Origin of the sequence: Erwinia billingiae Eb661, assembly GCF_000196615.1 — a bacterium.
Lineage (GTDB): Bacteria > Pseudomonadota > Gammaproteobacteria > Enterobacterales > Enterobacteriaceae > Erwinia > Erwinia billingiae.
Window position 1 is genome coordinate 1762973 of record NC_014306.1, and the last position, 13831, is coordinate 1776803.

Annotated in this window: 16 protein-coding genes; 4 read left to right on the plus strand and 12 right to left on the minus strand. The window is 54.9% G+C overall.

Annotated elements, in window-relative coordinates:
* Positions 1 to 22: 22 nt before the first annotated feature.
* The 3 genes from EBC_RS09535 to wrbA all read right to left on the minus strand — a co-directional run bounded on the left by EBC_RS09535 (position 23) and on the right by wrbA (position 2418).
* Positions 23 to 1396 (minus strand): NAD-dependent succinate-semialdehyde dehydrogenase, encoded by a 1374-nt coding sequence (locus EBC_RS09535; RefSeq protein WP_013201580.1) that lies wholly within the window; start codon positions 1394 to 1396, stop codon positions 23 to 25.
* Between the two features lie 172 nt (positions 1397 to 1568).
* Positions 1569 to 1799: a YccJ family protein gene (locus tag EBC_RS09540; RefSeq protein ID WP_013201581.1), complete on the minus strand. Its 231-nt coding sequence runs from the start codon at positions 1797 to 1799 to the stop codon at positions 1569 to 1571.
* Positions 1800 to 1818: 19 nt separating this feature from the next.
* On the minus strand, positions 1819 to 2418 hold the full coding sequence (gene wrbA / locus EBC_RS09545) for an NAD(P)H:quinone oxidoreductase (RefSeq protein ID WP_013201582.1): 600 nt from the start codon (positions 2416 to 2418) through the stop codon (positions 1819 to 1821).
* A 363-nt stretch (positions 2419 to 2781) separates the two neighbouring features.
* Here wrbA and EBC_RS09550 point away from each other — a divergent pair, with 363 nt between their 5' ends.
* Both EBC_RS09550 and EBC_RS09555 read left to right on the plus strand, forming a co-directional pair.
* Complete coding sequence (locus EBC_RS09550) at positions 2782 to 2970, plus strand: con-10 family general stress protein (protein ID WP_071822109.1); 189 nt, start codon at positions 2782 to 2784, stop codon at positions 2968 to 2970.
* 103 nt (positions 2971 to 3073) lie between these two features.
* Positions 3074 to 4000 carry a DMT family transporter gene (locus EBC_RS09555; RefSeq protein ID WP_013201583.1) on the plus strand — a complete coding sequence of 309 codons (927 nt, stop codon included), beginning with the start codon at positions 3074 to 3076 and terminating at the stop codon, positions 3998 to 4000.
* On the opposite strand, the gene rutG is transcribed toward EBC_RS09555, so the two are convergent.
* Genes rutG through rutA form a run of 7 tightly spaced genes read right to left on the minus strand, consistent with a single transcriptional unit; the run spans position 3997 to position 9566 of the window.
* Complete coding sequence (gene rutG / locus EBC_RS09560) at positions 3997 to 5325, minus strand: pyrimidine utilization transport protein G (RefSeq protein ID WP_013201584.1); 1329 nt, start codon at positions 5323 to 5325, stop codon at positions 3997 to 3999. The two genes, EBC_RS09555 and rutG, sit on opposite strands and share 4 nt — an antisense overlap.
* Before the next feature lie 47 nt (positions 5326 to 5372).
* The gene (rutF, locus tag EBC_RS09565; protein ID WP_013201585.1) at positions 5373 to 5897 is read right to left on the minus strand and encodes an NADH-dependent FMN reductase RutF; all 525 of its coding nucleotides are present in this window, start codon (positions 5895 to 5897) and stop codon (positions 5373 to 5375) included.
* A gap of 10 nt (positions 5898 to 5907) precedes the next feature.
* Positions 5908 to 6498 carry a malonic semialdehyde reductase gene (locus EBC_RS09570; protein ID WP_013201586.1) on the minus strand — a complete coding sequence of 197 codons (591 nt, stop codon included), beginning with the start codon at positions 6496 to 6498 and terminating at the stop codon, positions 5908 to 5910.
* Positions 6483 to 7304 carry a pyrimidine utilization protein D gene (gene rutD / locus EBC_RS09575; protein WP_013201587.1) on the minus strand — a complete coding sequence of 274 codons (822 nt, stop codon included), beginning with the start codon at positions 7302 to 7304 and terminating at the stop codon, positions 6483 to 6485. The genes EBC_RS09570 and rutD overlap by 16 nt, the downstream gene beginning before the upstream one ends.
* Before the next feature lie 11 nt (positions 7305 to 7315).
* On the minus strand, positions 7316 to 7702 hold the full coding sequence (rutC, locus tag EBC_RS09580; RefSeq protein ID WP_013201588.1) for a pyrimidine utilization protein C: 387 nt from the start codon (positions 7700 to 7702) through the stop codon (positions 7316 to 7318).
* Positions 7703 to 7728: 26 nt separating this feature from the next.
* On the minus strand, positions 7729 to 8475 hold the full coding sequence (rutB, locus tag EBC_RS09585; RefSeq protein ID WP_013201589.1) for a pyrimidine utilization protein B: 747 nt from the start codon (positions 8473 to 8475) through the stop codon (positions 7729 to 7731).
* Positions 8475 to 9566, minus strand: a complete 1092-nt coding sequence (rutA, locus tag EBC_RS09590; protein ID WP_013201590.1) for a pyrimidine utilization protein A — start codon at positions 9564 to 9566, stop codon at positions 8475 to 8477. Before rutA ends, rutB begins: the two co-directional genes overlap by 1 nt.
* Positions 9567 to 9845: 279 nt before the next feature.
* Between rutA and rutR the strand changes: the two genes are divergently transcribed.
* Positions 9846 to 10511: an HTH-type transcriptional regulator RutR gene (gene rutR / locus EBC_RS09595; RefSeq protein ID WP_013201591.1), complete on the plus strand. Its 666-nt coding sequence runs from the start codon at positions 9846 to 9848 to the stop codon at positions 10509 to 10511.
* A 35-nt stretch (positions 10512 to 10546) separates the two neighbouring features.
* Here rutR and cycA read toward each other — a convergent pair whose 3' ends face one another.
* Entirely contained in the window at positions 10547 to 11941 is a 1395-nt protein-coding gene (gene cycA / locus EBC_RS09600) for a D-serine/D-alanine/glycine transporter (protein WP_013201592.1), read from the minus strand.
* A 206-nt stretch (positions 11942 to 12147) separates the two neighbouring features.
* On the opposite strand from cycA, the gene EBC_RS09605 reads away from it, so the two are divergent.
* The gene (locus EBC_RS09605; RefSeq protein WP_013201593.1) at positions 12148 to 12846 is read left to right on the plus strand and encodes an extensin-like domain-containing protein; all 699 of its coding nucleotides are present in this window, start codon (positions 12148 to 12150) and stop codon (positions 12844 to 12846) included.
* Here the strand turns inward: EBC_RS09605 and EBC_RS09610 are convergent.
* Positions 12843 to 13409: a DUF4396 domain-containing protein gene (locus EBC_RS09610; protein ID WP_231853682.1), complete on the minus strand. Its 567-nt coding sequence runs from the start codon at positions 13407 to 13409 to the stop codon at positions 12843 to 12845. The genes EBC_RS09605 and EBC_RS09610 overlap by 4 nt on opposite strands.
* Between the last annotated feature and the right edge of the window lie 422 nt (positions 13410 to 13831).

Genomic DNA, 13831 nt, shown 5'->3' on the forward strand with positions numbered 1-13831 from the left:
TTTGGGCAGATGCCGTTAGCAATCAGTCACTGCTGACCACGACCAGTTTCTGGTTAACGAACTCTTTGATACCCAAATCAGACAGTTCACGACCATAGCCTGAACGTTTCACGCCGCCAAATGGCAACTCGGCCGACGTATCGCTGGCGGAATTGATATACACCATGCCGGTTTCGATTCGTGAAGCCAGTTTCCTGGCACGGGCAATATCTTTACTAAATACCGCACCACCCAGACCATAGTGAGAATCGTTGGCGAGTTTAACCACTTCCTCGTCATCCTTCACCACGTAAACCTGCGCGACCGGGCCAAAGAACTCTTCAAAATAGGCCGGATTATCACGGGTGATACCGGAGAGGATAGTGGGCTCGTAGAAGCAGCCTTCACCGGCAACGACTTTACCGCCGATATGCAGTTTGGCGCCTTTCGACACCGCCTGCTCAACTTGTTTCACCAGCGTATCGCGTGCCGTGGAGGAAGATAGCGGGCCCAGCGTGGTGCTTTCATCCAGCGGATCGCCAATCTTCACGTCACGGAAAGCCTGGGTGAATTTTTCGAAGAAGGCATCTGCCACTTTTTCATGCACGATAAAACGTTTAGCTGCGGTACACACCTGACCACAGTTGCTGAGACGGGCACCGACGCCGGCCTTCACGGCCTTATCAAGGTCGCAATCATCCAGCACCACAAAGACGTCATTACCGCCGAGTTCCAGCGTGGTTTTTTTCAGGTATTTACCGGCTTGTTGTGCCACGGCACTCCCGGCACGTTCAGATCCGGTCAGCGCAGCACCCTGAACACGATCGTCAGCAATCAGTGAGGCAACCTGATCGTTGCTGATAAACAGGTTAGTCCAGGCACCTTTTGGCGCACCGGCCTCGGTCACCAGCTCTTCGAACAGCGTGGCGCAATGAGGGACATTGGCGGCATGTTTTGCCAGCACCGGGTTACCGGCGGCCAGATTCGGCGCCAGTACGCGCATTAGCTGATAGAACGGGAAGTTCCAGGGCTCAACGGCAACCAGCACCCCAATAGGGTGATTTTCCACCCAGGCTTCGCCCAGCTCGCTTGGATAACGGGTAGGGGCAAGGAAGCGTTCAGCATTTTCTGCGTAATAACGGGCAATCTGCGCGCAAAGCTGCACTTCGCCGCGACTCTGATTGATCAGTTTCCCCATTTCAACACTGGCCGTTTTTGCCAGTTCTTCAACGCGAGCGTCAATCAGGTCAGCCATTTTTTTCAGCACCTGCAGACGCGGTTGGATATCGCCTTTGGACCAGCTGGAATGATAAAGGTCATCCGCGGTCTTTAACGCCTGTTCAACCTGCTGGTCATTGTGATCGGTCCAGGTTTTGACAAGCTTATTACTGGCGGGATTAATTGTCTGATAAGACATACTGCACTCCTTTTCGAGTAATCGGCCTGGCGGTCAGGCTAATGAATATGGCATTAAGCCTGGTAGAAAAACGATGGTTTCACAACGTGAGTAGTTAGTGGTTTCGGACGTTTCTGAGGGCGTAAAACAATAAAAAGGGCGGATAAATCCGCCCCGAATACCGATTTTGGTGCTAAACGTTTTTTCGCTCGACGACTTTGTTATCCCAGGTCAGCACGTCCTGATCGGTTTTCTCAAAGGCCCTGAGCAGCACTTCGTCACTGCCTTGCTGCTCCCAGATGCCTTCGGCAAGTTTCTCATCGTAGTTAGCCACTTCAAAAATGGCCTCCGCAATTTCCGGAGAGGTGCTGCGCAGGCTTGCCCACTCGCCTACATGATGAGCTTTCGATTGTTGCGTTGCCATAATAGTCTCCTGATTGAGGTTATCCGTTCAGTTTTACTGCCAGGCCGGCGACATATTCACCCTGATAACGGGCAATATTCAGCTCTTCTTCGCTGGGTTGTCGCGAACCGTCACCGCCGGCAATGGTTGTGGCGCCATAAGGCGTACCGCCACGCACCTGCGATATATCAAAGAGTTCTTTGGTGCCATAACCAATCGGCACGATCACCATGCCGTGGTGGGCGAGGGTGGTCCAGGTCGAAGTGATGGTCTGTTCCTGTCCGCCACCGGTACCCGTTGAGGCAAAGACGCTGGCCAGCTTGCCGTACAGCGCCCCTGATGCCCAAAGGCCACCCGTGCGGTCAAGGAAGGTACGCATCTGACCGGCCATATTACCGAAGCGGGTTGGGGTGCCGAGCAATATGGCATCATATTGCGGCAGTTCTTCCGGGGTCGCTTCCGCTGCCGACTGCTGCGTTTTACCGCCCACCTGGGCGAAGCGTTCTGCGTCCATGGTTTCAGGTACGCGCTTGATTGTCACTTCCGCTCCGCTAACCCGACCTGCGCCTTCTGCAACCGCATTGGCCATGGTTTCGATATGTCCGTACATGGAGTAATAGAGCACCAGAATCTTTGCCATTTGTTCCCTCGTCGACTGGTTGTTGGATGATTGGGGTCAAAATCAGGCCCTGAAGGCAATCAGGAAAGTATAGAAGAGCCTGACGGGTCATGCAGAAGGAAGCGGTCCTTTTGCTTAAAACGCGCGCAATGCGGGTGGCGGGATGGACATAAAGATTAGCGTCAATAATGCAATAATTCAGGCTGTTTAAAGGAATTTGCCGTTTTGTGAGCCGTGCTCAGGCGTTTTTTTCACCACTTCAGGCTTGATAATCTATGCTTAGTAACGCGGCCGGGAGTGTTCTCTCCCCGATTGCCGTCACGGAAGGCCTGAAGGCTAATCGTGATAAAGCAGTATGATGGCTTAACTATTCGGAGGTAAGAAATGGCAGAACATCGTGGTGGATCTGGAAATTTCGCTGAAGACCGTAAAAGAGCATCAGAAGCAGGTCGCAAAGGCGGCAAAGTCAGCGGAGGGAATTTTAAAAATGACCCTCAACGTGCTTCACAGGCTGGCGAAAAGGGGGGACGCAATAGCCGTGGCAGTCGGACTAAAACCGATTCCGAAGCTTAGCCTCGCCTGAAACCGTCGGGTCTTTCCCCGGCGGTTACGTCACAGAGTTGACCACTGCGTTCCCTCCCGGCACACTAGCGCCAAATTCTCAACCGAGCCTGCTATGTCTGCCTTACTTTCCCGCTATAAACTGTCGTTTACCCCACAAGAGATTGTGCTGGTCCTGATTACCATGATCTGGGGCGGAACTTTTCTGGCAGTCCATCATGCGATGACCGTAAGCGGGCCATTTTTCTTTGTCGGCACCCGATTTGCCACTGCCGCGCTGGTGCTGGGCGCGATTTCATGGCGTTCGTTGCGCGGCATCACCTGGGCTGAAATCAAAGCCGGGACATTAATCGGCATCGCCATTGGCTGTGGGTATGGCTTACAGACCTATGGCATGCAAACCATCAGTAGCAGTAAATCCGCCTTTATTACCGCAATGTATGTGCCGCTGGTGCCGCTACTGCAATGGCTTTTCCTGGGACGCTTGCCCGGCCTGATGTCGTGGATCGGCGTGGCGCTGGCATTCACCGGTCTGATGTTGTTGGCGGGGCCGGACGGAGATTCGCTGGCATTTGGCGCCGGTGAAATTGCCACCTTAATGAGCACGCTGGCAATTGCCGCTGAAATCATTTTGATCAGCGCCAGTGCCGGCAAAGTGGATGTCAAACGCGTCACGATCATCCAGCTGGCGGGCGCTTCACTGCTGGCGTTCGCGCTGATGGTCCCCAATGGTGAATCGGCACCGCCGTTTTCGCCCTATCTGCTGTTCAGCGCCATTGGTCTGGGGCTGGCCAGTGCGTTAATACAGGTGACGATGAACTGGGCGCAGCGCAGCGTGTCGCCAACGCGTGCCACGGTGATTTATGCCGGTGAGCCGGTGTGGGCGGGGATCGTTGGTCGGGTTGCCGGTGAGCGTTTGCCTGGCGCGGCACTGATTGGCGGCGCACTGATCGTCGTCGGCGTGCTGGTCAGTGAGTTGAAGCTGAAGCGCAAAAAAAAGGCGAAGGTTGACCCTTCGCCTGATAAAGCGGAAGTGAATTAATTGTCCTGATGCACGACGTCGTTGCTGTTAAGCACGGCAGCTTTACGACGCGTCAGGATAGCGTTGAGGATAATCGCGCCAAAGGTCGCCGTCCCGATCCCGCCCATGGTGAAGTTACCGATCTTCAGGGCAAAGTCTCCGGCACCCAGTACCAGCGTGACCGCCACCATAATCAGGTTGTTGTTCTGCCCAAGATCGACGTTGTTCTGCACCCAAATCCTCGCACCCGCCACGGCAATCAAACCAAATACCACGATGGATGCACCGCCGATCACCGGGCCTGGGATGGTGTGAATTAACGCGCCGAACTTCGGCGAGAATCCTAACAGGATGGCAATCACCGCTGCCGCAACAAACACCAGGGTGGAATACACCTTGGTTACCGCCATCACGCCAATATTCTCAGCATAGGTGGTGACACCGCTGCCGCCCACGCCACCGGAAAGCATGGTGGCCAGGCCATCACCGACAAAGGCTCTGCCCATATACGGATCGAGGTTTTTGCCCGTCATCCCCGCCACCGCTTTGATATGCCCGAGGTTTTCTGCCACCAGGATCACCGCCACCGGCGCAATCAGGAACATCGCATGACTGTCGAAAATGGGTGAGGTGGTGGTCGGGAAGCCCAGCCACGGCACGGCAGCCATCAGGCTAAAATCGATCGGTTTACCCAGCCCGAGCCCGTTGGTCAGCACGGCATAGATGGCACAGGCGACAATCAGGCCGACGAGGATCAGCAGCCGTTGCACCATGCCGCGGGTAAATACCGCCACAATACCGATACAGAGCACGGTCATCACTGCCATCCAGCTATCGAACATCGATGAGGAGACGCTGCGTACCGCAATCGGCGCGAGGTTCAGCCCAATTGCCATCACTACGGCGCCGGTCACCACCGGCGGCATCAGCTTCTCAATCCAGCGGGTGCCCACTTTCATCACCACAAAACCAATCAGCGTATAGACCAGGCCGCAGGCAATAATGCCGCCCAGCGCCACGCCAAGGTTAGGGTTGATGCCCTGACCATTGAACCCCGTCACCGCAATCACCACGCCCACGAACGCGGCGCTCGACCCAAGATAACTGGGCACGCGTCCGCCCGTGATCAGGAAGAACAGCAGCGTGCCGACGCCGGACATCAGGATCGACAGATTGGGATCTAATCCCATCAGCAATGGCATCAGAACCGTGGCACCAAACATCGCGACCGCGTGCTGAAGCCCCATAATTACCGTTTGTCCCAGCGGCAGGGTTTCATCCGGTGCCACTAACCCTTGCGCTGATGCGGACTGCTTACGCCATACAGGAAACCAGGAACTCGCCATCGTCTTCTCCAGAGAAGTGAATAAAGCATTGCCCGCCGTCGGCGGGATCAGGCTTCCTGCCGCAGTAAATGGTGATAGCCGCGATCGAAATAGATCAGGCCGTGTGTTTCATCGTTACAGACTAATGCCTGGGCTTCGCAGACCAGCACATCATGGGTACCGACACTCATCACCTGGGTGATTTTGCAATCAAACGACGCCACCGCGCCGGCCAGAATCGGCGAGCCGGTCACCAGCGTCGACCATTCAGCCGCGATAAAGCGTTCGGCCATCGGCGTTTTACCGCCAAACAGGTTGGATAACGATTCATGTCCCGCAGCCAGCGTATTAACGCAGAGCTGCTGATTGGTTTTGAACACCTCATACACGGACGCCGAGCGATTCAGACACACCAGCAGGGTTGGCGGCGTATCGGTCACACTGCACACGGCAGAGGCGGTAAAACCTGCGCGACCGGCGGGGCCGTCGGTGGTGATAATATTGACGGCCGCACCCAGGCGCGCCATCGCATTGCGAAAATCTTGTTTTTCTACGCCCGACGTTACCGCGGGCGACAGGGTCGCCAGAGACATGATCATTTCCTTACTCGAGGGTGCAGGCTTCTGCAAATGAGAGACGTGGCAGGCGCGCATACACTTTGCTGGCATCGCCATAGCCGATGTTGATAAGCAGATTGCTTTTCCAGCCGCTTTCCGCAAAGAACGCCGCATCAACCGCCGCACGATCGAAGCCAGACATCGGACCGGTGTCTAAGCCCATCGCGCGACAGGCGGTGATCAGGTAGGCCGCCTGCAGCGAGCTGTTGCGAAATGCGGTCTCTTCCGCCAGCGCCGGGCTGCTGGTGAACCAGGATTTTGCATCGGCATGTGGGAAGAGCTGTGGCAGCTGGTCAAAGAACGCCGGATCCCAGGCGACGATTGCCGTCACCGGCGCGCTCAGGGTTTTTTCCAGATTGCCGCTGGAGAGCGTTGGCTTCAGCCTGGCTTTGCCTTCCTCACTGCGGACAAAACAGAAGCGCGCAGGGCTGCAGTTCGCCGAGGTTGGGCCCCTCTTTAACAAGTCATACAGCTGGTGGATTTGCGCATCGGTAACCGGACGATCCTGCCAGCCATTGTGCGTCCGTGCTGCGGTAAACAACGTCTCTAACGCGAGAGAATTCAGGGCTTCTGCCATATCAGCTCCAGTTCAGCAGGGGATGAGGCCGGGGTATCGCTCAGCCAGTTCAGTAACAGTGGATTAAAGGTACTGCTGTCGGTGACGCTCATCGCATGACCGCCCCAGGCCATTTTTTCCAGCGTGGCGTTTGGCAACGCCTCCAGCAGGGTTTGTGAGCAGGTCCAGGGCACCAACAGATCGTCCTGTGAACAGATCAACAGCACCGGCTGGGCGATCTGGCCGGCAAGTTCGGTGAAATCGCAGGCCATCAATGCGTTCAGACGGCGCAGCAAGTTTTCTGTCCCCTGAAAATGTGCGGCGTGCAGCGCATCTTCAGCTTCTATACGTGCCTGATTATCTGCCAGCCAGTCGGCAGGATAGAGAAACAGGGGCTGTGCGCGAACATAGGATTCAACGCCGACATTGAGCAGCAACTCCTGTCGAACGGTGAAGCAGCGGCGGGTATGCGCATTCAGCCTGAGCCAGCCATTAACAATCACCAGCCTTCCGACGCGTTGTGGAAAGTCCACCGCCAGCTGCATCGCCACCATACCGCCCAGCGCATGGCCAATGACGTCATAGCTTTCGATCCCCAAAGCCGCCAGCTCGTGAGCCAGTTCAGCCGCCATATCGCCCATGCTGTAGCCTGCCGGCAGCATGTCGGGACTGCGCCCGGTGCCACGCTGGTCATACACCACCACCCGATAGTGTTCACGCAGTGCGTTTAGCTGCGGCAACCAGAAGTTAGCCAGGCCGCCTAACCCGGCAGAAAGCACCAGCGTTCTGGCCTGAGGATCGGTCGATCCGGAGAGCTCAATATGCATGTCTTCCTCCGCTACTTACCGATATGGGCAACGCTGGCGATCTCGATCAGTGCATCGGGTTTCACCAGACCACACTGAATGCAGAAACGCGCCGGTTTTTCGCCAGGGAAATACTCGGCATACACGCTGTTCACCGCCGCGTAGTTGCTCCAGTCGGTGATGAAAATCGAGTTAAAGGTCACGTCGTCCAGGGTGCCGCCCGCGGTTTCAATCACGCTTTTAATGGTTTCCAGCACATGGCGGGTTTGCGCGGCGGCATCGCCGACGTGCACCACGTTATTGTCTTTATCAAAGGGCAATGTGCCCGAGACATACACCACGCCATCGGCCAGCGTGCCGGGGACGAACGGCGCTATCGGCACGCTGGTTCCCGGTGGGGTAATAATGGTTTTCGGCATTGCGCACTCTCCAGTCAGGTCAGGTTTCAGGCCGTTTGTTGTTGCGGCACGGCTTCGGTTTGCAGGGCGGAGCAAAAGGTCGAAACATCAGACACCCAGCCGAAAAACGTCTCAATATTGAAGATGGCGGCCTGCTGGGCGAAGAGCGGACCGGCCTGATAGGTGGCGTCTTCCAGTACAATGCCGAAATACTCCAGGAAGAAACCGTCGCGCAACGTTGATTCAACGCAGACGTTAGTGGCGATGCCGGTAAATACCAGATGGCGAATGCCACGGCTGCGCAACATGCTGTCTAACGCGGTATTGAAGAAGCCGCTGTAGCGTGGCTTCGGCAGCACGATATCGCCGGGTTGCGGGACAAGCTGATCGACCAGATCATAATCCCAGCCGCCTTTCGCCAGCAGCTTGCCTTCCAGTTCAGGATTCTGGCGCATGGTTTTCAGCGCGTTGGATTTGTGCCAGTTAGGCGAGCCTGGGCCACCGGCTTCAACATACCGATCGTCCCAACCGTTCTGGAACCAGATAATTAGAATGCCGGCTTCACGGGCGGCTTTCACCGCCACGTTGATGTTATCGATCACCGGGCGGGTAGCGGACACATCAAATCCCGCCAGATCCAGATAGCCGCCGGTGGTGGCGTAAGCATTCTGCATATCCACCACGATCAAAGCGGTCTGCTCCGGCGGAAAGGCAATCGGCTCCGGCCGCGCGGGCAGGGTAATGCAGTTTTTAGTCGACGCTGTTGTGCACACTACCGGCTCTTTACTGCTCATTACGCAACCTCCTTCGCGGCTTCAATGATATCGGTACGGCACTGCATCAGCGGTTGGATGCGTTGGCCAAATTTCTCAATGCCTTGTAAAAAATCATCAAACGTCAGCAACACGCCCTGGGTTCCCTCAACGGTCGCGACTTCATCAAGCATGCGTGCCACGTTGGCATAAGAACCGACCAGCGTACCCATATTGATATTGACGGCGGACGTCGGGTCGGCCATCTGGCGTACGTTGGTGTCGCTGCCCGACGTTTTATCCTGTTGGCTTTGTGTGGTCAGCCACGAAAGCGCGTCTTCGTCTGCGCCGGCTTTATAGTGTTCCCACTTCGCCCGGGCGGCTTCGTCGGTTTCATCGGCAATGATCATAAACAAAACGAAAGATCCGACATCACGGCCCACTTCATCGGCGGCTTTTTTCATACGGGTGGCGGTTGGGGCGAAGGCGGTTGGGGTATTCACGCCCTTGCCAAAGCAGAAGTTGTAGTCAGCATGTTTCGCTGAGAACGCCATACCGGCATCGCTTTGGCCGGCACAGATCACCTTGACCGGCTTCTGCGGTTGCGGGCTGAGGCGACAATCGTTCATGGTGAAGAACTCACCTTTCAGATCGGATTTGCCGGTGCCCCACAGATCTTTCAACACCGAGACGTATTCGGTCAGATAGTCATAGCGACGGGCGAAGTATTCATCCCCAGGCCAGATACCCATCTGATCGTATTCCGGTTTCTGCCAGCCGGTCACCAGGTTCACCCCGAAGCGGCCGTTAGAAATGGAATCAACCGTGGAAGCCATGCGCGCCACAATGGCCGGCGGCAGCGTCAGCGTGGCCGCCGTGGCATAGATTTCGATGCGCGAAGTGACGGCAGCGAGGCCAGCCATCAGGGTGAAGGATTCAAGGTTATGATCCCAGAACTCGGTCTTGCCGCCAAAGCCACGCAGTTTGATCATCGACAGCGCAAAGTCGAAGTGATAATGCTCGGCTTTCTGCACAATCGCTTTATTCAGTTCAAAGGTCGGCATGTATTGCGGCGCGTTGGTGGAGATCAGCCAGCCGTTGTTGCCAATTGGGATAAAGACACCGATTTTCATTGGGATACCTCTGGGTGTGCGTTAGGGTAAAGTTGTGCGCTGCAATGCATCCTGCACTCTCCCTGAAGCGGCGCTTGTTGAGATAATTGCAAACGCTGTGCCAGTTTATAAAAGGTGCTAGTAATCAGTGTGTTGAAATATTTGTGTTAAATTTTTCTGGAGTAAATGGTCTAAAACAGACCATTTGGTCAAAATCAGGTGCACAGAAAGCAGGCATCGTGGTCAATTTAAGTGCATTAGGTCCGGGCGAGGGGTTTTGCTATCATCCCGGCACCCCACATGGAGTATGAGGTCTCAGTGAATTCTACAGATAAGACATCGGTGAAGGCGCCCACGCGTCGCTCACGTGCGGTAGCAGCGAAACGCACGGCGATCCTCACTGCGGCACTGGCGCTGTTTTCACAATTTGGCGTGCATGGCACCAGCCTGGATAAAGTGGCCGAAGGGGCTGACGTTTCTAAAACCAACCTGCTGTACTACTTCCCGTCAAAAGAAGCCCTCTATATTGCGGTGCTGAAGGACATTCTTGATGTCTGGCTGGCGCCACTGCGTGCGTTGCGGGAAGACCAGCAACCCTTAGTGGCGATCAAGGACTACATCCGGCTTAAGCTTGAGGTGTCGCGCGATCATCCGCAGGCATCACGCCTGTTCTGCATGGAAATGCTTCAGGGCGCACCGTTGCTGAAAGGGGAGCTGGAAGGCGATCTGAAAGGGCTGGTGGATGAGAAATCGGCGGTGATTGAAGGCTGGATAAATCAGGGAAAACTGGCGGCTGTTGAACCGCATCATCTGATCTTTATGCTGTGGGCCACGACCCAACACTACGCCGATTTTTCAACTCAGATCGAAGCGGTGACCGGGCAGACGTTAAATGATGAAGGCTTTTTCAATCAGACGGTAGAAAACGTGCAGCGGATGGTGATCGAAGGGATTCGGGTTCGCTAAAAAATGGTGGGCCTGAGCGGCCCACCAGCATCACATTACGCCTGTTTTCTCTGACGTAACCACCAGCCAATTCCCAGTAGAATAAACCAGATTGGCGTCACCATCAGCGCCTGACGGGTATCCTCCTGCAGCGTCAGCAGCACCAGCACAAACGCGAAGAACGCGATGCACACCCAGCACATAAACTTACCCATCGGCATTTTATAGCTGGACTCCGCATGCAGTTCAGGGCGCTTTTTGCGGTAGGCCAGGTATGAACAGAGAATAATCGTCCAGACAAACATAAACAGGATCGCTGACACGGTGGTGACCAGCGTGAACACCTGCATCACGTTCGGGATCAGGTAAATCAAGGCAACGCCGCCCAGCAGACACAGGCACGAGAAGAACAGGCCGGTGGTCGGCACCGCCCGGCGGGAAAGCATGCCAAAGCGACGGTGTGCCACACCCTGTTGCGCCAGGCCATACAGCATACGGCTGGTGGAGAAGATGCCGCTGTTAGCGGACGACGCCGCCGAGGTCAGCACCACAAAGTTAACGATGCTGGCCGCAGCGGGTAAGCCAATCAGCATAAACATCTCAACGAACGGGCTGCGGTCAGCAACCACGCTGTTCCATGGCGTCACCGCCATGATCACCAGTAGCGCCAGCACGTAAAACATAATGATGCGCAGCGGAATGGCGTTTATTGCCCGCGGCAGAACCTTCTTCGGATCGTGGGTTTCAGCCGCCGCCGTTCCGACCAGCTCGATACCCACAAAGGCGAAGACGGCGATCTGGAAGCCCGCAAAGAAGCCGCTTAAGCCTTTCGGGAACATGCCGCCATGATCCCAGATATTGCTGATGGCTGCTTTGCCGCCGCCCGGTGAAGGGTAATGCATTGCCACCAGCACAATCCCGGTGGCAATCAGCGCAACGATGGCAACAATCTTGATGATGGCAAACCAAAACTCCATCTCGCCGAACAGTTTCACCGTCGCGATATTCAGCGACAGGAACACCGCGATACAAAGCAGGGCGCTCATCCATATAGAGAAATCGGGGAACCAGAGCTGGAAGTAGGAGCTGATGGCCACCACGTCGGCGATGCCGGTCACCACCCAACAGAACCAGTAGGTCCAGCCGGTGAAATAGCCGGCCCAGGGACCGAGCAGATCGGCGGCGAAATCACTGAACGACTTATACTCAAGGTTTGACAGCAGCAGCTCGCCCATGGCGCGCATGACGAAAAACAGCATAAAGCCGATGATCATATACACAAAAATGATCGACGGACCGGCCAGACTGATGGTTTTACCGGAGCCCATAAACAGGCCGGTGCCGATGGCACCACCGATAGCGATGAGTTGGATATGACGATTGTGCAGGGTGCGCCGGAGCTCGCCCGGGGCTTCTTCATCGAGAAGCGTCTCTTTTGGTTGGTCAACCATAACGTTTTCCTGTCCTTTACGTGATGTTATGTAAGCTCTGAAGGCTTTTACGGCGCAAAGCTTAACGTAAAAGCCCCGGAATGGCAGGTAAAGTTCGGTATAACCCGACCGATTGCACAAAAACGCCGCTACACTATTTAATTCTGATTTCCGGCTGATCAAAGCCTGACGGATCTGGAGCTTAGGGCAGGGGGAAAACCGATAAAATGAAAGGATTGTTGATTGTTGGCGGCATTTTACTGCTCCTGGTGGCGATTACGCCCTGGTTTGCCAAAAATCTGCCTTCAGCCTGGAATCCCTTCACGCCGCTGCAAGTGACGGACTCACCCACATTTATCACCCGCTATAAGCTGCAACGCCTCGCGGGCGATCCGCAGGCGTGCCTCGCCGTGTTAGAACAGGCCCAACAACAGGGCTATCTCAGCTTCAGTCAACCCGCGCCCACTTCGGGCAGCTGTCCGTTACCTGCGCCGATCAGAGTGCAACGTTTTGGCGACGTACGCCTGAGCGCCAGTTTTCTGGCCAGTTGTTCTTTGGCGGTCAGCAGCACGATGTTTGTCACGCAGACCGTCAAACCGCTCGCTGCGGCAGAGTTGGGGTCGCCACTGGTGCGTATCGACCATCTTGGCAGCTATGCCTGTCGGAATATCTATCATCGGGCAGAGGGAAGGTTAAGCGAGCATGCCACGGCCGATGCCCTTGATATGTCTGGCTTCAGGCTGGCGAACGGTCAGCAGATTGGCGTCTTAAAAACATGGCCCCGCCAGGGAAATGACGCGCAGTGGTTGCACCAGATTTTTCAACAGAGCTGCCGATATTATGGCAATTCGATTGGTCCTGACTACAACGCGGCGCACGCAAATCATTTCCACCTTGGGATGCGCGGAAGGGGTTTTTGTCGCTAGATAACGGGCTTAATCCCACGTTGTAGCAGGAACTTATTCGCCGGCCATGCAAAGACAAAACCGATCATTAAGGCAATTTGCAGCATAAACCAGAAGCTCAGCAGGCGCGGTTCAATCTGGCCATGCAAAATAAAGCGAAACGCCAGTTCAAGGCAGAGAAACATCCCCGCCTGATAAACCATCAGCGAAAACACATCAGTTTTAATTGCCCGCCATAGCGCGCGAAATAGAGAGAAGCCTTCTATTTGTCTCAGGGCGAAAAATTGCAGCGCGACCCCAAAAATCAGCGACAGGATCAGCGACAGAATAGCGTGGGCGATCAACAAAGAGTGAAAAGGGATGTAGTTCAGCATTGAAATTATCGGAATCGCAACGATATCACCTAATACACAGCCGGCGGCACAGTGGCTGGTAGTGGAAAAAATTTGCTTTAACTCGGGTTGCTGCTTGCCTCGGGAGATGCGGAGTAAGGAGACCGAACGACTTTTCCGCGCAAAAAACCACCAAGCCAGCCAGCCAAAAAACGGCATATAAAGTCCGGTGATCGGCCACACCAGATTCATAATCCGCACCGGGTGCGGACGGCGTAGGATGTCTTTGATAATCATCAGGGAAGTACAAATGCCTAACAGGATAAACACCATCGCCAGTCTGTCTAACATCACTATTTCCTTACCGGTATAATGCGTCGAGGGAGGTTGGTTCTATTACATCCATTCAGCCAGTTAGATTATGGCTCTGCACCTGGCAAAAGCCAACGAGAGGTAAAGACTCATTTTAACGCAGTCAATCCCGCCGACAGACGGGTAAAACAGATTACGCTGATAAACCCTTTGGCGCATTAAGGTTATCATTCGTTTACTACAGCAATCTTTAACATTAAGCGGAAAGGCAAATATTCACCCTAAAAAATATAAATTTGTTTTATTTCATTGTGTTATTTGTTTTTACTATGGGTGGTAAAGGGCGGTTTAGGTGATTTAAA

Bases quoted from the DNA above. Each gene is read 5' to 3' on its own strand.
- EBC_RS09535 (WP_013201580.1), bottom strand. From the start codon at position 1,396: ATGTCTTATCAGACAATTAATCCCGCCAGTAATAAGCTTGTCAAAACC.
- EBC_RS09540 (WP_013201581.1), bottom strand. From the start codon at position 1,799: ATGGCAACGCAACAATCGAAAGCTCATCATGTAGGCGAGTGGGCAAGC.
- wrbA (WP_013201582.1), bottom strand. From the start codon at position 2,418: ATGGCAAAGATTCTGGTGCTCTATTACTCCATGTACGGACATATCGAA.
- EBC_RS09550 (WP_071822109.1), top strand. From the start codon at position 2,782: ATGGCAGAACATCGTGGTGGATCTGGAAATTTCGCTGAAGACCGTAAA.
- EBC_RS09555 (WP_013201583.1), top strand. From the start codon at position 3,074: ATGTCTGCCTTACTTTCCCGCTATAAACTGTCGTTTACCCCACAAGAG.
- rutG (WP_013201584.1), bottom strand. From the start codon at position 5,325: ATGGCGAGTTCCTGGTTTCCTGTATGGCGTAAGCAGTCCGCATCAGCG.
- rutF (WP_013201585.1), bottom strand. From the start codon at position 5,897: ATGTCTCTGGCGACCCTGTCGCCCGCGGTAACGTCGGGCGTAGAAAAA.
- EBC_RS09570 (WP_013201586.1), bottom strand. From the start codon at position 6,498: ATGGCAGAAGCCCTGAATTCTCTCGCGTTAGAGACGTTGTTTACCGCA.
- rutD (WP_013201587.1), bottom strand. From the start codon at position 7,304: ATGCATATTGAGCTCTCCGGATCGACCGATCCTCAGGCCAGAACGCTG.
- rutC (WP_013201588.1), bottom strand. From the start codon at position 7,702: ATGCCGAAAACCATTATTACCCCACCGGGAACCAGCGTGCCGATAGCG.
- rutB (WP_013201589.1), bottom strand. From the start codon at position 8,475: ATGAGCAGTAAAGAGCCGGTAGTGTGCACAACAGCGTCGACTAAAAAC.
- rutA (WP_013201590.1), bottom strand. From the start codon at position 9,566: ATGAAAATCGGTGTCTTTATCCCAATTGGCAACAACGGCTGGCTGATC.
- rutR (WP_013201591.1), top strand. From the start codon at position 9,846: ATGGAGTATGAGGTCTCAGTGAATTCTACAGATAAGACATCGGTGAAG.
- cycA (WP_013201592.1), bottom strand. From the start codon at position 11,941: ATGGTTGACCAACCAAAAGAGACGCTTCTCGATGAAGAAGCCCCGGGC.
- EBC_RS09605 (WP_013201593.1), top strand. From the start codon at position 12,148: ATGAAAGGATTGTTGATTGTTGGCGGCATTTTACTGCTCCTGGTGGCG.
- EBC_RS09610 (WP_231853682.1), bottom strand. From the start codon at position 13,409: ATGAATCTGGTGTGGCCGATCACCGGACTTTATATGCCGTTTTTTGGC.